Source organism: Achromobacter sp. Marseille-Q4954, assembly GCF_943737025.1.
In the GTDB taxonomy this organism is placed as follows: Bacteria; Pseudomonadota; Gammaproteobacteria; order Burkholderiales; family Burkholderiaceae_B; genus Achromobacter; species Achromobacter bronchisepticus_A.
This window is the reverse complement of record NZ_CALSFQ010000002.1, coordinates 1,536,810-1,552,506: the sequence shown is the minus strand read 5'-3', so window position 1 is coordinate 1,552,506 and position 15,697 is coordinate 1,536,810. Positions and strand designations below refer to the sequence as shown.

The following is a 15,697-nucleotide window of genomic DNA, read 5'->3' as shown; positions in this document are numbered from 1 at the left end:
ACCATGGGGAACAGTATGCTTGCTGCCGAGCCGCGCACTCTGACCAAGGCTGAACTGGCCGAACTGCTCTTCGAGCGGGTCGGCCTGAACAAGCGCGAAGCCAAGGACATCGTCGATACTTTCTTCGAGGAAATCCGCGACGCCTTGGCGCGCGGTGATTCCGTCAAGCTCTCCGGTTTCGGCAACTTCCAGGTGCGCGACAAGCCGCCGCGCCCTGGCCGCAATCCCAAGACCGGCGAAACCATCCCCATCGCCGCGCGCCGCGTGGTTACCTTCCACGCGAGCCAAAAGCTCAAGAGCGTGGTGGAGCAGGCAGCGCCCGCAGCACCCGACGCCGAGGAGTGATACGCTTTGTCGGCAATTGTTATCGGCACCTGACGCATCGCGGCATAAAATCCCCTTATGACACGTACCGAATCCACCGTTACCTTACCGCCCATTCCCGCCAAGCGTTACTTCACCATCGGTGAAGTCAGCGACCTGTGTGGCGTCAAGCCTCATGTCTTGCGGTATTGGGAACAGGAATTCACGCAGCTCAAGCCGGTGAAGCGGCGCGGCAACCGCCGCTACTACCAGCATCACGAAGTGCTGCTGATCCGCCGCATCCGCTCGCTGCTGTATGAGCAAGGCTTCACGATCAGCGGCGCGCGCAATCGCCTGGGCGATGCGCGCGACGTGCCGCACGATCAGGACGCGGCAGTGCGCCTGTCGGGCGCCGAGATGCAAGCCTTGCGTAATGAGCTGGGCAACGTCTCGACGATGCTGGCCGAAGCCTTGGGCACGGCGGCGAACGTTGCAGGCGCAAGCGCCAGCAACGCCAGCCCCGCGGCCTGAACGCGGCGCGTCGTCTTTCCCAATATTGTTTGAACGCAGTACCTGCAACGCGCGGCTTATGCCGCGCGTTGCATTGAGCAGTACCTCGCGCTGCAATCATCGACGCGCATGCGGTTGATGCACTCGATGAACACAGCGCGAAATTTTTTTTGAGTATTCAGCACTTTTTTTGCACGAATGCGTGCAAACAATTTTTTGTTCTGCTATACTCTTTTTCTTTCGGGGCGTAGCGCAGCCTGGTAGCGCACTTGCATGGGGTGCAAGGGGTCGCGAGTTCGAATCCCGCCGTCCCGACCAGTAGTTCCAAAGGCCGTCAGTGAGAAATCACTGACGGCCTTTTCATTTTTGCTGCATCTATTTTCGATGCGACCAACGCAAGTCCAATGCATCGGCGCCTGCCAAAAGAAAGCCACCTGATGCAGGTGGCTTTTATTTTCTTCCGATCAGCTTCGATACGCCAGATGGATCAGCGGGTATGGCCTGCCTTGATCATCAAGCGGCGAACGTCCTGTACGCTTGAAGCCCATCCTTTCATAGAAGCCTACCGCCTGGCCATTCTGTTCATTGACGTCCGTCGTCATGTTGGGATGAAGCGAGAGTCCGTGCCGCACCAGCGCGGCGCCGATGCCTGTGCCGCGGCAGGCGGGATCGACGAACAACGCCTGCATGTGGCCGTCGTCGATCAGCATGAATGCCTGCGGATAATCGTTGGCGTCGACCGCAAGCCAGAGCGGCACTTGGGGGAGAAAGCCGCACACCATCTCGTCGATGGCCTGGCGATCCTCGGGTGAAAGAAAGTCGTGCGTGGCGTCCACCGCATTGCGCCAGATTTCGACGGCGCGCGCGCCTTCGTCGGGGCGGGAGGTTCTTATCGTAATCATCGGCGCAGAGTATTGGATTTCCTTTTGCGTCGTCAAATTGACGACGATCTGGTGCGTACCTGAATGGTATAAGTGCTCGGCAGCGCAACGACGGTGCGCTTGATGGTCACTGATTACTCCAGGCGGTCTGCGGATGAAAGTCATGAGAACTCTTGCGTTGCTCCTTTTGCTGACGCTACAGGCGGCCAACGCCGTTGCCGAAACGCAGGCGGACACGTCGGTCGCGCGCGTGGTGCAGGGCGGCCGCTGGACCGACGGCGCAGCCACGGGCGCGTACCGGATTGTCGTGGAAGAGGTCGGCTTCGAGCACGTCAGCTGCCGCGTACGGATTCAATGGATCGGGTCCGCGGCCGACGGCCGCCTCGCGAAACCCGTCGCGGAACAGACCTTTGCTGAACTCTCAACCACCTTCTGGAGTTGCGGGCAGGGCAAGCAGAGCGTGCTCGTCGGGGGCAATGTGCTGAAAGTGCAGGCCACGCACGCGTATTCCGGCGAGTCCTGCACATTTACGGCGAGGCTCGGCAAGCCGGGCCGATATCAATACGAAGGATGCAGCAACGAGAAGCCTGCAACCAAGGCTGGCGGTTGAGTCGCTCACCGCGGTGGTAAATCGCGCACCGCGAACCCCTGCGACGTCACGCCCGGCTTGGTTAAGATAACGCCCACTCTTCGATATGCCTACCTGATGCCTCTATCCCAACGCCGGTCCCTGCTCAAAAGAATATTCGCCAGCAAGATCACGCTTCTGCTGATTGCCTGCAATGTCGCGGTGTACGGCGTGGCGGGATTTTTGGACTCGCGGGCGTTCGAGAGCCTGAGCGAAACCTCGTTCCTGATCGATTGGGGCGGAAACGTGCCCGCCTTGACCTTGTCCGGGGAATACTGGCGCCTGTTCACCAGCATGTTCCTGCATGTCGGCTTCCTGCATCTGGCAATCAATATGCTGGCGCTGTGGTCGCTGGGGATCATTCTGGAGGCGCGTATGCGCTCCTGGGTGTTCCTGGGCGTGTATCTGCTATCTGGCCTGTGCGGCAGCCTGGCTACGGCGCTATGGCATCGCGACGATTTTTTCCTGAGCTGCGGGGCTTCGGGCGCGATCCTGGGCATTTTCGGGGCGGCGATCGTTTATGGCCTGCATGACCGGCGCATGGGCCGGCCGCACATCCCTCCCGGCAATCTGCTGTTCAGCCTGGTGCTGACCTTCGGCGCCGGCTTCGCGTTCGACGTCGACAACGCGGCGCACCTGGGCGGCTTGCTGTCGGGAGCACTGCTTGCGGGTATCGCGCTATACGCCGAGCGCTTGCGGCCGATGACGGCGGCGGTGGTCCTGGCCGCGACGGGCATGCTCAGCGCCGCGGCGCTGGCGGCGGTGACGCTAGCCAATCATGACCGCGACATGCAGGAACAGCTTGCCGCCGCCCAGTTCGGGCGCACGCTGGGAAAAATGGGATTGCTGGGCTCGGATCAGGCGCTATGGAAGGCTCCGTCGCTGGATGAGTGCATTGCCGGCGCGTTGTCCGCCGCTGCGCGCGACGGATCGCAAACGCCGGATCTGCGAGGTTGCGCGAAACCCGGCGACAGGGATCTGGCCTTGTTGGCGAGGTTCATGCCGCAGCAATACCAAAGCTGCCACGCGCAGATCGCAGGGTTGCGGAAACTCTACACGGCTGCCGCTGCGCAAGAGGCATTGACCGCGGCAGACCAGTACTGCGAACTTCAAACCCGGATCTATGGCGCGGTCTTTCAAAAAGACGGCGCTGAGATCGATCCTGAAACAGCGCGCCAGACACGTTTGAAGATGAACTTCCTGCTCGACACGAAGGGGATGTATCGGACCGATTCGGCGCAATTGCGGGCGCAGGCAGCAGCCCTGAAGGCGATACTCCGGCGGCCGGGTGAACTCGCATTGGCGGTCATCAGCCGGTCTGGTTGCCCATACTGGAGTTGCGAGCGCTAGCGCCAGCGACCGGGGCCATAAGCAAACGCAGCAATAAACGGGAGGACAAGGCGCCCCGGCATTCGTAGGATGCAGGCATTGTTCATGTGCCTGGAGCAGACGCCGATGTCTTTATCTCTTGCTGGAAAAGTGGCTTTGGTGACGGGCGCGTCCTCGGGCATCGGGCGCGCGGTGGCGTTGCGCCTGGCAGCCGAAGGCGCGGCGCTGGTGCTGACGGCCAGGCGCCGTGATCCGCTGGAGCAGGTGGCCGATGAGATCAGAAGCGCTGGCGGGCGGGCCTGCGTTGCGGCGGGAGACGTCGCCTTGCCGGACACGCACAGACTGGCGGCGCAGAGCGCGCAGCGCGAGTTCGGCGGCCTGGATATCGCGATAAACAATGCCGGCACCATCGGGCCCTTCAAGCCGCTTGCGGAAGTGGCCCTGGACGAATGGGAACACACGCTGAGCGTCAATCTCACGGCGGCGTTCCTGGGGGCGCGGCATCAGATCCCGGCGATGCTGGAGCGGGGCGGCGGCGCGCTGGTCTTCGTGTCCAGCTTTGTGGGGACGAGCGTGGGCCTGCCCGGGATGGCTGCCTACGGCACGTCGAAAGCCGCGCTGATGGGCTTGGTCAAAGGCATTACGGCGGACTACGGCGCGCAAGGCATCCGCGCCAATGCGCTCTTGCCTGGCGGAGTGGACACCGAGATGGCCGGGAATCAGGAGCAGAAGGACTGGGCGGCCAGTCTGCACGCGATGAAGCGGATTGCGCGGGCCGATGAAATCGCCTCGGCGGCGCTGTTCCTGGCCAGCCCGATGGCAAGCTTCGTGACGGGGTCGGCGCTTTATGCGGATGGCGGCAACTCCGCGGTGAAGTGAGCGCGCGGCAAGCACTCGCCGCGTGCGCTCAATCGTGCAAGACCGGCGCCTCGTTGGCAACCGCCTGCCGGCGCGAGTACATGTCCAGGGCTTCCTTGGCATTGACGCCCAACGGCCCGAGGACGCCCTCCAGCGCCTTGGCATTGCGGGCAAGCTGATCGCGGCCGGGTAGTTCGCCGTTGACCGCCATGATGACGCGATTGCCTGTTTGCAGATTGAAGAACTCTCCGAACACCGCGGCATAGGTCGCCGATTCGCGCGCGTATAGCTGGCTCTCGGTGAACGTGTTCGCCACCGCCACGCCGCCCGGCGCGAGGATGCCGCGCACGTGCTGCAGGAACTCCAGCGTCATCAGGTGTTCGGGGATGTAGTCGACGTCGAACGCGTCCAGCATCACCATGTCGTATTGCAGGCCGTCGCGATGGGCGCGTTCGATGTGGGCGCGGCCGTCTTCCAGGAAGAGGCGTTGCCTGGGGCCTTCCTGATAGCCGAAGTAGCGCGCCGCGACCTTGCCCACGGCGGGATCGATTTCAACGGTATCGATGACGGTGTCGGGCAGGAGCGCGGCCAGGGTCTTCTGCAGCGTGGCGCCGCCCAATCCGACGATCAGGATGTTGCGCGGCTTGGGATTGATGTAGAGCGCGGTCATCATCATGCGCGTGTACGAAAACACCAGCTGCCCGGGATGCGCAAGGCTCATGCAGGTCTGGCGGCCGACGTCGTGCATGGAGTTGAAGTTCATGCATCGCTCGCCGTTTTCCTCGAACACGAGCAGCTTGCCGAACTGCGAATCTTCGCTGTGGATCAGCTGGGGGCCGCCCGTGCCTCGCAGCAGCACCAAGGCGGCGCTGGCGATGACAAGGACGAGAATGGCGCGCAGGGCAATACGGAGCATGTAGCGGCAAGCAACAAGTGGGGGACGCGTCATCGTATCGTGCGCCGAGGCCTACCGTGCGGCGCGTTGGCGCGTGACCCCGGCTGGCAAGGCTGCGGCAACCTCGGGACGGCAGAAATCAACGATCGTTTTTTTGGAAAGACACGTTCGATATATTTCATTTCCTTAAATGCTCGGCTCTCCTTAGAATTTTGCTCGAAACGGGGCATAGATTCCCGTCCGGAAAATCAGAGGAGACCCGCATGTTCTACGATCCCGTCCCCAGGATTCAGGCCAGCGTATACGCCCGGCTGCCCGACGAGCTGAAGTGGCAAGGCCGGGACCTGAACGAGTGGGTCGCCAGCCAGCCGCAGGGCAATCCGCCGCGCTCGTTGCTGGAAGGGCCTTCCTTCGGGCCGGACGGCCTGTTGTATTGCGTGGACGTGATCAACGGCCGCGTCCTGCGTGTCGACGCGCGCGGCGAGTTCGAGCCGCTCGTGCAGTACGACGGCTGGCCCAATGGCCTGAAATTCCATCGCGACGGCCGCATCTTCATCGCCGACTACAAGCACGGCATCATGCAGTTCGACCTCGAGCGCCGCGAGGTGCGTCCGGTGCTCGAACGCTACAACATCGAGCGCTTTAAGGGCGTGAACGACCTGTTCTTCTCGCAAGCGGGGGACCTCTATTTCACCGACCAGGGCATGACCGGCTGGCAGGATCCGACCGGCCGCTTGTTCCGCCTGCGGCCGGACGGAAAGCTGGACTGCCTGCTCGACTGCATTCCCAGCCCCAACGGCCTGGTGATGGATCTGGACGAGCACGCGCTGTATGTGGCGGCGACGCGGGCCAATGCCATCTGGAAGGTGCCGCTGCTGCGCAACGGCCAGGTCGGCAAGGTCGGCACCTTCATCCAGATGTCGGGCGGCGGCGGCCCGGACGGCCTGGCGCTGGATGCCCGGGGAGGGCTGTGCATCGCCCACGTGGGCCTGGGCACGGTGTGGTGCATGGACCCCCTGGGCCAGCCGGCCCTGCGCATCCAGTCTCCGGAAGGGCTGCACACCACCAATGTGGCCTTTGGCGGGCAGGGCGGGCGCACGCTTTACATCACCGAGTCCAGTTCGGCCAGCATCCTGCGCGTCGAACTCGACGTGGCGGGCAAACCCATGTACCTGCCGGCGCCGCAGGCGCAGGCTCTCTGAACACCACATACCCCAACTACCAAAAGGACGGAAAAGATGGATCAGGCAATTGTGCTGGGCGCGGGCACCATGGGGGCCGACGTCGCCGCCGGCTTTCATGCGGCCGGCTGGCGCGTATGGCTGGTGGAGCCCGACGCGACGGCGCGCGCGGCGGCGACGCGGCGCGTGAACGCATCCAGCGAAATGATCGGCGGGCAGGCGGACGCCGGGCGCATCGTCACCAGCGCGACCATGGAGGAAATCGACTGGCGCGATACCCGCATCGTGGTCGAGTGCGTGCCGGAACTGCTGGAAGCCAAGCGTGCGGTGTTCGCCCGTCTGGAACAGCTGGCGCCCGCTTCCATTCCCTTGACCAGCAATTCGTCGAGCTTTCCCATCAGCGCCATCGGCGAGGGCTTGCAGACCCGCGCACGCATGGTGGGCCTGCATTACTTCATGCCGGCCCATTTGGTGCCCGCCGTGGAGGTGATACGCGGCGAGGCCACCGATGAAGCCATGGCCCAGGAAGTCAGCCGCATCATGCGCGATACCGGCAAGAAGCCGGTGCAGGTCAAGCGCGACGTGCCTGGGTTTCTTGCCAACCGCATCCAGCACGCGCTGATGCGCGAGGCGATCGCGCTGGTCGAGGAAGGCTTCGCGTCCGCCGAGGACGTGGACACCGCCGTGCGCTACGGGTTCGGATTCCGCTACATCGCGGCCGGCCCGCTGCTGCAGAAGGATCTGGCCGGCATCGACATCCATTGCGCGGCGGCTGCGACCATGTATCCGCATCTGCGCACGGACGACAGGCCCAGCGCGCTCATGCGCGAGCTGGTCGAGCAGGGCAACATCGGCGTCAAGTCGCCGTCGCTGAAGGGCTTCTATCAATGGACGCCGGACCGTGTCGCCCAGGAGCAGCGGCGCTACCAGGTCGCCCTTGGCAAGGCCATGCAGATCCTGAAGGATGAGGAAGCGTTGGCCTGACGCAGATTGCGACCGGGCTTCGAGCTTGCGGATGTCAGGGTTCTTTAGCCGCCAAGGCAGCCCTGCGCCATTCCGATGCTCGCCCCAATGGGGCTGCGCTTCGGATGGCTCCGGGCTACCTCGGCTGACAGTCGCCTAATGCGTTGGCTTCAGCCCCCTTCATGGGCAGATGCCTTGAGCCGGTGGCCGGGCGGAGGGATCCGAAGCGCAGCCCCACCGGGGCGAGCATCGGAATCCCGCAGCCCGGACGCCGGCGACTCAAGAACCCTGCTTCACAACACCGAAGTGCGATCCCGGATTTTCCTCATCCGAACGCCCCAGGACTCGCACGGATTTTTTTGACAGAACATAAATTTTTTTCTCTTTTCGCAGACGAGAGTTTGCGAACATGCGCCTAGAGCTTTCAAGCCATAAGAACGCATCGGGAGACAACAATGTTCTGTAAGAATGCCGCGCGCAAGCGCATTCACATCGCCGTGGCCGCCTTCATCGCGGCAGCCGCCTTCACCGTTCCTGGCCATGCCTACGCACAGGGCGCCGATAGCTATCCCGGCAAGCCCATCCGCCTGATCATTCCGTACCCGCCGGGAGGCGCGACCGACGTGATCGGGCGCATCGTCGGCCAGCGCCTGAGCGAACAGATCGGCGGCCAGGTCGTGATCGAGAACCGGGGCGGAGCGGGCGGCAATATCGGCGCGGCCGAAGTGGCGCGCGCCCAGCCCGACGGCTACACATTGTTGATGGGGGCGCTGACTTCGCATTCGGTCATGGCGACCCTGGAGAAGGACACCATTCCCTACGATTTGCGCAAGGACTTCGCGCCCGCCGGAGTGGTCGGTTTCGTGCCGCTGGTGGCCGTGGTCAATCCCAAGCTGCCGATCAACTCGCTGGCCGATCTGGTGAGCTACGCCAAGGCGAATCCCGGAAAACTCAATTTCGCCTCGTCGGGCGCGGGCGCGCCGCAGCGCATGGCGATGGAACTCTTCAAGCAGATCGCGGGCGTCAACATCGTGCACGTGGCTTATCGCGGCAGCGGCCCGGCCATGACGGACCTGGTCGGCGGCCAGGTGGAGACGATGACAGAGACGGTGCCCGCCGCGATCTCCTTCATCAAGTCCGGCCAGCTGCGTCCGCTGGCCGTGCTGACGCCGCAGCGCGTTTCGATGTTGCCGGATATCCCCACCGCCGAGGAACAAGGCTTCAGCGGCTTCAACGTCAGTTCGCTCTTTGGCGTGATGGCGCCGGCCGGCACGCCGGCTCCCATCGTCGCCAAGATCAACAAGGCGCTGACCACGGCGCTGGCCAAGGACGATGCCAAGGCCCAGCTGTTGCAGCAAGGCGTCTACGCCGACGCGTTAGACGTCGAAGCCTCCAAGGCGCGCCTGAACGCTGAAATCGAGCAGTGGGCCAAGGTCATCCGCGACGGCGGCATTACCGCAAATTAACTGGAAGCAGCTTGAACAAGATGAGCAAGAAAAACACCGAGGCGTCGCAGGGCGAGGCCGGCGGCCTGCGCAAAGGCCTCACCAGCTATGGCGACAGCGGCTTTTCGCTGTTCCTGCGCAAGGCCTTCATCAAGGGCGCGGGCTACACGGACGGCGCGCTGGACCGGCCGGTGATCGGCATCGCCAACACGGGCAGCGCCTACAACCCCTGCCACGGCAACGCGCCGCAGCTGCTGGAGGCCGTGAAGCGCGGCATCATGTTCGCCGGCGGGCTGCCGATGGACTTCCCGACCATCTCCATCCACGAGAGCTTTTCCTTTCCCACCAGCATGTACTTGCGCAACCTCATGTCCATGGACACCGAGGAGCTGATACGCGCCCAGCCCATGGATGCGGTGGTGCTGATAGGCGGATGCGACAAGACCGTGCCCGCCCAGCTCATGGGGGCCGCGTCGGCGGACATCCCGGCGATCCAGCTGGTGACGGGGTCGATGCTGACGGGTTCGCACCGTTCGGAACGGGTGGGCGCATGCACGGATTGCCGCCGGTACTGGGGCAAGTACCGCGCCGAAGAGATCGACGCTCAGGAGATCGCAGACGTCAACAACCAGCTCGTGGCCAGCGTGGGCACCTGTTCGGTCATGGGCACGGCAAGCACCATGGCCTGTATCGCCGAAGCGCTGGGCATGACCGTGCCTGGCGGCGCCACGCCGCCGGCCGTCACTGCGGACCGAATGCGTATCGCTGAACTCACGGGCGCACAGGCCGTCGAGATCGCCAGGCAGCGCCTGTCGGTCTCGAAGATCCTGACCGCGGATTCCTTCGAGAATGCCATGCGCGTGCTGCTGGCCATCGGCGGGTCCACCAACGGCATCATCCACCTGACCGCCATCGCCGGCCGGCTGGGCCTGGACCTGGATCTGCAGGCGCTGGACCGCATGGGGCGCGAGACGCCCGTGCTGGTGGACCTGAAACCGTCGGGCCAGCACTACATGGAGGACTTCCACAAGGCGGGCGGCATGGCCACGCTGCTGCGCGAACTCAAGCCGCTGTTGAAGCTCGACGCGCTGACCGTGACCGGCAGGACGCTGGGCGAGGAGATCGAGCGCGCGGGGCCGGGGTTCCCGCAGACCGTGGTCAGGACCAGGCAGAATCCGATCTATCCGCAGGGCGGGATAGCGGTGCTGTCCGGCAACCTCGCGCCCGAGGGCGCCATCATCAAGCAGTCTTCCGCCAACGCCGGGCTGATGGAGCACGAAGGCCGCGCCGTGGTGTTCGAGAACGCCGAAGATCTGGCGGGCCGCATCGACGCCGCCGATCTGGACGTCACGCCGCAGGACATCCTGGTGCTGAAGAACATCGGTCCCAAGGGCGCGCCCGGCATGCCGGAGGCGGGCTACATCCCGATCCCCAAGAAACTGGCGTCGCAGGGGGTGAAGGACATCATCCGGATTTCGGACGGCCGCATGAGCGGCACCGCCTTTGGCACCATCGTGCTGCACGTCACGCCGGAAGCGGCCATAGGCGGGCCGCTGGCCTATGTCAGGAACGGCGACCGCATACGCCTGAGCGTGAGCCGGCGCGAGATCTCCCTGCTGGTGCCGGACGAAGAGCTGGACCGCCGCCGCCGCGAGCAGCCGGTCACGCCGCCGACGGCCGAGCGCGGCTACAAGAAGCTCTTCCTCGATACGGTGACCCAGGCCGACAAGGGCGTGGATTTCGACTTCCTGCGCGGCGTGCCGGGCAAGTCGAAGTAGGGCTATGGCGTTGCCCGGCGTGCTTCCATGTTGCCGAAGAGGGTCCGGGCATCCTGGGAAATCGACGCGGCCATCTTGGCATGATGGCCGCGGGTATTCCAGATCAGGCCGTTCCGGCGCACGGGCGCGCGGTTGGGCAGCGGGATGCGCGCTACGTCGAGCGACTTCCACATGGACGACCAGTCCGGAATCAGCGCAACGCCCAGGCCTTCGTGCACCAGCGCGACGATGGCAAGCAGGCCGTCGATTTCCAGCCGCTGCTTGGGCCAGATCTGATGGTCGCGCAGATAGCGGTCGGCCAACTGGCCGCCGTAGATGTTGCGGTCATACCGTATGAAGGGTTGGGTCGACAGCAGGGTGTGGGCGTCCTGGTCCGCAAGATGGGACGGCGCCACCACGACCAGCGGCTCTTCCATGAACGGCTGCCAGAGACAGCTCTTGGGCACGGCGAACTGCGGTTCCACCACGATGGCAGCGTCCAGTTCGCCGCTGACCACCTTGCCGCACAGGTCGATGGAGCCGCCGGGCGTGACGAAGACGCAGGCGTCCGGATGCTTGCGGTACAGCGATTTCAGTATCGGCGGCAGCACGTTCGTCAACGCGGACACGAAACAGCCGATGCGGAATTCGCCCGGCTGGTCGCCGTCGACGGCCATGGCGCGCAGATCGCGGATATTGCGGATGGCCGCCTTGGTGCCTTCGAGGATGCGCATGCCGCTCTCGGTCGGCCGCACCGAACGCCCCGAGCGCTTGACCAGCGCCACGCCCAGGTCCATCTCCAACGCCTTGATGCGCGCGGCGATGGCGGCCGAGGTCAGATCGAGCTTGCGCGCCGCTTCGGCGAACGAACCGGCTTCGACGACCGCGACGAAGCTCTGCATGCACTTGATGTCCATGATGCGATGGGCCTATTGCCCTGAAAGGAGAAACTTCAGGTTGAAGATCGCACGAACCGCTACGAACCCGGCTGCGATGGTTGCAGGCTTATCGCGCCAATTTTCCGTATGTTATAGCGTCGAGGTTGAAATCCATGATCGAGCATGAACTGGCCCAAGCGCGCCAGGCAGCAGCAAATGGCCCCGGCAAGGGGGACGGCGGGTTTCCCCCTCTGCTCAAGGTAGGGGTTTTTCCCGAGTCGGTGGAAGCGCAGTTCCGTTCGAGGTTCACGTTGATCGACGAGGAGGCGCTGCAAAACGATCCCGCGCAGGCCGAGGCGATCGGCGGCATCGTCACGCGCTCGAACTACCGGATTCCCGCCGAGCTGATGGATCGTTTGCCTGGGCTGCGCATCATCGCCACCAACGGCGTCGGCTACGACGGCATCGCGCTGGACCGCGCGCGTGAAAAGAACATCGTCGTGACCAACACGCCGGACGTGTTGAACAAGGCCGTGGCCGAATTGGCGGTGGGGCTGTTGCTCGCCCTGCTGCGCAAGCTGCCTGCGGCCGACAGCTTTGTGCGCGCGGGCGCGTGGGAGGCCTCGCCCTTTCCGTTGGGGGCGAGCCTGGCGGGCAGGAAGGTCGGCATCGTCGGTTTAGGGCGCATCGGCAAAGAGATCGTCCAGCGGCTCGTGCCGTTTGAAGTGGACCTCAGCTACTTCGGCCGCACGCGCCAGGAGGCGCCGTGGCGGCATTTTGATTCTCTGCCTGCCATGGCCAGCCATGTGGACGTGCTGGTCCTGTCGTGCCCCGGCGGGGCGGCGACGCACCATATCGTCGACGCCGCCGTGTTGAGTGCGCTGGGGCCGGAGGGGCTGGTCGTCAACGTCGCCCGCGGCTCGGTGATCAACGAGGCCGACCTGTGCCATGCGCTGGCCAACGGCATCATCCAGGGCGCCGCGCTGGACGTCTTCGAAAGCGAGCCGTTGGGCGAGAGCCCGCTGCGGCACCTGTCCAACGTGATCCTGGCGCCCCATATCGGCAGCGCCACGCACGAGACTCGCCGCCAGATGGCGGAGCTGGCGATACGGAACCTGGTGTCGTTCTTTACGACGGGGAGGGCAGTTACGCCAGTGGCGTAGCTGGACGTTGGGCTGCCCGCTAGAACCACACCGTGGCAATCAACAGCGCGCAGCCCGCCGTCGCGGTGGCTGCCATGATGACGGCCAGGCGCAAGGCGATCTTGCGTTCCTTGCGGCCGACGTTGGGGTTGCCGACGTTGGCGGAGCGCAGTTGTTCCCAGGTCCACGCGGCGCCCGCTTCGCGGCTCTGCAAGGCCGAGGCGGCGTTCGCCGTGGAGCGGGAAATGCGGGTGAGCCGCAGCGCCGGATAGGCCAGCAGCAGCCCGGCCAGGAACAAGGCGCAGGCGCTGATTGCGCCCGCCGTGAAGGCCGAGCTGTCGCGCGCGGCGAACAGGATAAGGGACGCCGCCAGGCCGATGAGGTTCAAGCCGGCCAAGGCTTTCAGCGCCTGGACTCCCCAGGGGCCAGTGGCTTCCTCGGTGAAGTCTCCGACCGAGCGCCAGTAAGCGGCGTCGTTGGATGCGGCCTGGAAAAAGAAGGCGAGATCCCTCAGGAGCACGTCGCCTTGCCTGTCGTCGGGGCTCGTGTCCCGATGCCATTGGGTGGCGAACTTCCGGCTTCGATCGGCGTCCGCGTGATGCGCGCGGGCCCAGTTCTCTGCCAGACGTACCGCCGCTTCGACGGTAAGAGCCCCCGCGGGTCTTGCACTGTCTTTCATCTTTTTCATCCCCATATATGGGACATTGTACTAGGCCTGCGTGGGGGCGAGTTGATGCAAGACAGGAGGGCGATGCGCCGCGGAGATCAAGGCAGGGCGGCGCCCGGACCTGGGGCAGGCCGGGAGAAACACACTTCGAGCAGACTGTTGCTGCGCAATTTGATGGTGACGTCCATTCGTTGCCTGCCCGGGGCGGTGGCTGCAAGCAGTCCGAGGCCCAGGGCGCCGATCCAGGCGGGAAGAAAACTGGCCAGATCCCAACCCGTGATGCCGGTGTTGTAGGGCTGCTTGAGCACCCGAGCGGTCAGTCCGTGTTCATGGCAGAACGCCTGCATCGCCGCGGCGGTTTGATCGATGTCGACGATGTTCTCAAGAAAGAACGGCTCCTGCGCCAGCATCAGGCGGACAAGTTCACCAGCAGGCAGGCGGTTCTCGAAGTAGGTGCGTACCGTGGACATATGGCGGGTTCCGGGCGTGAGCAAATCGTCATGTGCCGGTGGCTGGAAGGCAAGCATGCCAGTCTTGGGGAATAGTCTATGCCAAATCCCCCCGCTGTTACGGTCCCGATTCACCGCCTCTGTGTCTGGCGGGCCACACGCTGGCCCCGCAAACTTTACAGGTCGCCGCGCAGTCCGTGCGGTTTGAGAGGACGTTCCATGCGCTACCGTTATGTCACCGCCGATGTGTTCACCAGCCAAGCGTACGGCGGCAATCCGCTGGCCGTCGTGTTCGACGCCCAGGGGCTGAGCGGGGCGCAGATGCAGCGCATCGCGCGCGAGTTCAACTATTCCGAAACCAGCTTTGTGCTGCCGCCGCGGGATCCGGCCCATACCGCTTGGGTGCGTATCTTCACGCCCGACCGCGAAGTGCCGTTCGCGGGGCATCCCAACGTCGGTACGGCCGTGGTGCTGGCACGAGAAATGGCTGCCTCCGGCCGGACTGTGCCGGAAACCTTTGTGTTCGAGGAAGAGGCGGGACTGGTGCGCATTGCGCTGCGCACGGGCGCAAGCGGCGCGGCCGGTGCGCAGCTGCTTGCGCCGCAACCGCTGTCGCGCGCCAGCGAGGCGCCGGCCGCCGCGGTCGCGCGGGCCTTGAGCCTGGAGCCTGCGGACATCGATACCTCCACGCATGCGCCGCAGGTGGCGTCGGTAGGCCTGATCTTCCTGGTGGTGCAATTGGCCAGCCGCGACGCCTTGCGCCGGGCCGTGCCAGACCCGGCAGGCTACGCGGCCTTGCTGCCGCTGGACGGCGCAAAGTCCATCTATGCCTACACCACCGATACGGGCGCGGGTGCACAGGCGGATGTCCAGGCTCGCATGTTCACGGGTCGCATGACCGAAGACCCCGCGACCGGCAGCGCGACGGCGGCCATGACGGCCTTGCGCACGGCCCTGCGCGGCGCGGGCGCGCTGCGCCTGCGGGTGGAACAGGGCGTGGACATGGGACGCGCCAGCGTGCTGCTGGCCCACGCCGAACCGCGCGCAGATGGCGTCTGGGCGGGTGTGGCGGGAGAGGCCGTGGTGGTGATGGAAGGTACGCTGGCGGCGCCTGATGTGTCTTGAGCCTGGCGGCTCCGCGTGGCCTCGTGTATGCTGACCGCATGAACGCACCGCATTTCGCGCCGATCTCCGGCGCAACCTGCCGACGAATCGCTCGACGTTTACGTTGAGTGGCCAGTCACGTCCAGGCGCCGAACCCTCGGCGCCTATCCCTGAAAGCCACGATACTCCTCGTGGCTTTTCTGTTTCTGGCTGGTCCCGCTGTCGAGGCGTATCGCAAGGCTTTCGTTGCCATCCTTGAAGGAACGAAGCATGAGTGCGCAAGACTTCGCCATCCGGCCCTACCATTCGACCGATGAAGCCGCGATCATCCAGCTGTGGCATGACTGCGGCCTGACCCGCCCATGGAACGATCCGCGCAAGGACATCGAGCGCAAGCTTGCAGTGCAGGCGGATCTGTTCCTGGTGGGAGAGGCGGACGGCGCGATCGTCGCGACGCTGATGGGCGGCTATGACGGCCATCGCGCCTGGATCAACTACCTGGCGGTCTCGCCCGCGCATCAGCGCCGCGGCCACGCGACTGCGCTGATGCAGGCAGTCGAGCGCAGGTTGCTGGAAATGGGCTGCCCCAAGATCAATCTGCTGATCCGGTCCGGCAATGCCGCGGTGAAGGATTTCTACGCGACCCTGGGCTTTCAGCAGGACGAGGTCATCAGCCTGGGCAAGCGCCTGATTCCGGACCTTTGACG

Annotated in this window: 17 protein-coding genes and 1 tRNA gene; 13 read left to right on the top strand and 5 right to left on the bottom strand. The window is 64.6% G+C overall.

The window, feature by feature from the left end:
* Positions 1-3 precede the first annotated feature (3 nt).
* The 3 genes from NGK62_RS25250 (at position 4) to NGK62_RS25240 (ending at position 1,131) form a co-directional block, all read left to right on the top strand.
* Positions 4-345, top strand: coding sequence for an integration host factor subunit alpha (locus NGK62_RS25250; protein WP_054458248.1), 342 nt, complete (start codon positions 4-6; stop codon positions 343-345).
* A 57-nt stretch (positions 346-402) separates the two neighbouring features.
* The gene (locus NGK62_RS25245; protein ID WP_173142878.1) at positions 403-834 is read left to right on the top strand and encodes a MerR family transcriptional regulator; all 432 of its coding nucleotides are present in this window, start codon (positions 403-405) and stop codon (positions 832-834) included.
* A 220-nt stretch (positions 835-1,054) separates the two neighbouring features.
* A tRNA-Pro gene (locus tag NGK62_RS25240) sits at positions 1,055-1,131 on the top strand.
* Positions 1,132-1,277: 146 nt separating this feature from the next.
* Here NGK62_RS25240 and NGK62_RS25235 read toward each other — a convergent pair.
* On the bottom strand, positions 1,278-1,715 hold the full coding sequence (locus NGK62_RS25235) for an acetyltransferase (protein ID WP_059380533.1): 438 nt from the start codon (positions 1,713-1,715) through the stop codon (positions 1,278-1,280).
* Positions 1,716-1,857: 142 nt separating this feature from the next.
* Between NGK62_RS25235 and NGK62_RS25230 the strand changes: the two genes are divergently transcribed.
* From NGK62_RS25230 to NGK62_RS25220, 3 genes are all read left to right on the top strand, one after another.
* Positions 1,858-2,304, top strand: a complete 447-nt coding sequence (locus NGK62_RS25230; protein ID WP_251880869.1) for a hypothetical protein — start codon at positions 1,858-1,860, stop codon at positions 2,302-2,304.
* Between the two features lie 96 nt (positions 2,305-2,400).
* Positions 2,401-3,672 carry a rhomboid family intramembrane serine protease gene (locus tag NGK62_RS25225; protein ID WP_251880867.1) on the top strand — a complete coding sequence of 424 codons (1,272 nt, stop codon included), beginning with the start codon at positions 2,401-2,403 and terminating at the stop codon, positions 3,670-3,672.
* Positions 3,673-3,777: 105 nt separating this feature from the next.
* The gene (locus NGK62_RS25220) at positions 3,778-4,530 is read left to right on the top strand and encodes an SDR family oxidoreductase (RefSeq protein ID WP_118933337.1); all 753 of its coding nucleotides are present in this window, start codon (positions 3,778-3,780) and stop codon (positions 4,528-4,530) included.
* 28 nt (positions 4,531-4,558) lie between these two features.
* Here the strand turns inward: NGK62_RS25220 and NGK62_RS25215 are convergent, their stop codons facing one another.
* Positions 4,559-5,425 carry a spermidine synthase gene (locus NGK62_RS25215; protein WP_251880865.1) on the bottom strand — a complete coding sequence of 289 codons (867 nt, stop codon included), beginning with the start codon at positions 5,423-5,425 and terminating at the stop codon, positions 4,559-4,561.
* Between the two features lie 242 nt (positions 5,426-5,667).
* On the opposite strand from NGK62_RS25215, the gene NGK62_RS25210 reads away from it, so the two are divergent.
* The 4 genes from NGK62_RS25210 to NGK62_RS25195 all read left to right on the top strand — a co-directional run bounded on the left by NGK62_RS25210 (position 5,668) and on the right by NGK62_RS25195 (position 10,771).
* Positions 5,668-6,606 carry an SMP-30/gluconolactonase/LRE family protein gene (locus NGK62_RS25210; RefSeq protein ID WP_059380537.1) on the top strand — a complete coding sequence of 313 codons (939 nt, stop codon included), beginning with the start codon at positions 5,668-5,670 and terminating at the stop codon, positions 6,604-6,606.
* 36 nt (positions 6,607-6,642) lie between these two features.
* Positions 6,643-7,569: a 3-hydroxyacyl-CoA dehydrogenase family protein gene (locus NGK62_RS25205; protein WP_251880863.1), complete on the top strand. Its 927-nt coding sequence runs from the start codon at positions 6,643-6,645 to the stop codon at positions 7,567-7,569.
* A gap of 434 nt (positions 7,570-8,003) precedes the next feature.
* Entirely contained in the window at positions 8,004-9,014 is a 1,011-nt protein-coding gene (locus NGK62_RS25200; protein WP_118933312.1) for a Bug family tripartite tricarboxylate transporter substrate binding protein, read from the top strand.
* A 20-nt stretch (positions 9,015-9,034) separates the two neighbouring features.
* Entirely contained in the window at positions 9,035-10,771 is a 1,737-nt protein-coding gene (locus NGK62_RS25195) for an IlvD/Edd family dehydratase (RefSeq protein ID WP_251880861.1), read from the top strand.
* A 2-nt stretch (positions 10,772-10,773) separates the two neighbouring features.
* Here the strand turns inward: NGK62_RS25195 and NGK62_RS25190 are convergent, their stop codons facing one another.
* Complete coding sequence (locus tag NGK62_RS25190; protein WP_059378420.1) at positions 10,774-11,667, bottom strand: LysR family transcriptional regulator; 894 nt, start codon at positions 11,665-11,667, stop codon at positions 10,774-10,776.
* A gap of 134 nt (positions 11,668-11,801) precedes the next feature.
* Here NGK62_RS25190 and NGK62_RS25185 point away from each other — a divergent pair, with 134 nt between their 5' ends.
* Positions 11,802-12,791, top strand: coding sequence for a 2-hydroxyacid dehydrogenase (locus NGK62_RS25185; RefSeq protein WP_118933311.1), 990 nt, complete (start codon positions 11,802-11,804; stop codon positions 12,789-12,791).
* Positions 12,792-12,810: 19 nt separating this feature from the next.
* Here NGK62_RS25185 and NGK62_RS25180 read toward each other — a convergent pair whose 3' ends face one another.
* Both NGK62_RS25180 and NGK62_RS25175 read right to left on the bottom strand, forming a co-directional pair.
* Positions 12,811-13,290: a hypothetical protein gene (locus NGK62_RS25180; protein ID WP_118933310.1), complete on the bottom strand. Its 480-nt coding sequence runs from the start codon at positions 13,288-13,290 to the stop codon at positions 12,811-12,813.
* 245 nt (positions 13,291-13,535) lie between these two features.
* Positions 13,536-13,964 carry a hypothetical protein gene (locus NGK62_RS25175; protein ID WP_251880860.1) on the bottom strand — a complete coding sequence of 143 codons (429 nt, stop codon included), beginning with the start codon at positions 13,962-13,964 and terminating at the stop codon, positions 13,536-13,538.
* Positions 13,965-14,105: 141 nt separating this feature from the next.
* Here NGK62_RS25175 and NGK62_RS25170 point away from each other — a divergent pair, with 141 nt between their 5' ends.
* On the top strand, positions 14,106-15,011 hold the full coding sequence (locus tag NGK62_RS25170; RefSeq protein WP_118933308.1) for a PhzF family phenazine biosynthesis protein: 906 nt from the start codon (positions 14,106-14,108) through the stop codon (positions 15,009-15,011).
* Positions 15,012-15,260: 249 nt separating this feature from the next.
* Positions 15,261-15,695: a GNAT family acetyltransferase gene (locus NGK62_RS25165; protein ID WP_251880858.1), complete on the top strand. Its 435-nt coding sequence runs from the start codon at positions 15,261-15,263 to the stop codon at positions 15,693-15,695.
* Positions 15,696-15,697: the final 2 nt, after the last annotated feature.

Bases quoted from the DNA above. Each gene is read 5' to 3' on its own strand.
- NGK62_RS25250 (WP_054458248.1), top strand. From the start codon at position 4: ATGGGGAACAGTATGCTTGCTGCCGAGCCGCGCACTCTGACCAAGGCT.
- NGK62_RS25245 (WP_173142878.1), top strand. From the start codon at position 403: ATGACACGTACCGAATCCACCGTTACCTTACCGCCCATTCCCGCCAAG.
- NGK62_RS25235 (WP_059380533.1), bottom strand. From the start codon at position 1,715: ATGATTACGATAAGAACCTCCCGCCCCGACGAAGGCGCGCGCGCCGTC.
- NGK62_RS25230 (WP_251880869.1), top strand. From the start codon at position 1,858: ATGAGAACTCTTGCGTTGCTCCTTTTGCTGACGCTACAGGCGGCCAAC.
- NGK62_RS25225 (WP_251880867.1), top strand. From the start codon at position 2,401: ATGCCTCTATCCCAACGCCGGTCCCTGCTCAAAAGAATATTCGCCAGC.
- NGK62_RS25220 (WP_118933337.1), top strand. From the start codon at position 3,778: ATGTCTTTATCTCTTGCTGGAAAAGTGGCTTTGGTGACGGGCGCGTCC.
- NGK62_RS25215 (WP_251880865.1), bottom strand. From the start codon at position 5,425: ATGCTCCGTATTGCCCTGCGCGCCATTCTCGTCCTTGTCATCGCCAGC.
- NGK62_RS25210 (WP_059380537.1), top strand. From the start codon at position 5,668: ATGTTCTACGATCCCGTCCCCAGGATTCAGGCCAGCGTATACGCCCGG.
- NGK62_RS25205 (WP_251880863.1), top strand. From the start codon at position 6,643: ATGGATCAGGCAATTGTGCTGGGCGCGGGCACCATGGGGGCCGACGTC.
- NGK62_RS25200 (WP_118933312.1), top strand. From the start codon at position 8,004: ATGTTCTGTAAGAATGCCGCGCGCAAGCGCATTCACATCGCCGTGGCC.
- NGK62_RS25195 (WP_251880861.1), top strand. From the start codon at position 9,035: ATGAGCAAGAAAAACACCGAGGCGTCGCAGGGCGAGGCCGGCGGCCTG.
- NGK62_RS25190 (WP_059378420.1), bottom strand. From the start codon at position 11,667: ATGGACATCAAGTGCATGCAGAGCTTCGTCGCGGTCGTCGAAGCCGGT.
- NGK62_RS25185 (WP_118933311.1), top strand. From the start codon at position 11,802: ATGATCGAGCATGAACTGGCCCAAGCGCGCCAGGCAGCAGCAAATGGC.
- NGK62_RS25175 (WP_251880860.1), bottom strand. From the start codon at position 13,964: ATGCTTGCCTTCCAGCCACCGGCACATGACGATTTGCTCACGCCCGGA.
- NGK62_RS25170 (WP_118933308.1), top strand. From the start codon at position 14,106: ATGCGCTACCGTTATGTCACCGCCGATGTGTTCACCAGCCAAGCGTAC.
- NGK62_RS25165 (WP_251880858.1), top strand. From the start codon at position 15,261: ATGAGTGCGCAAGACTTCGCCATCCGGCCCTACCATTCGACCGATGAA.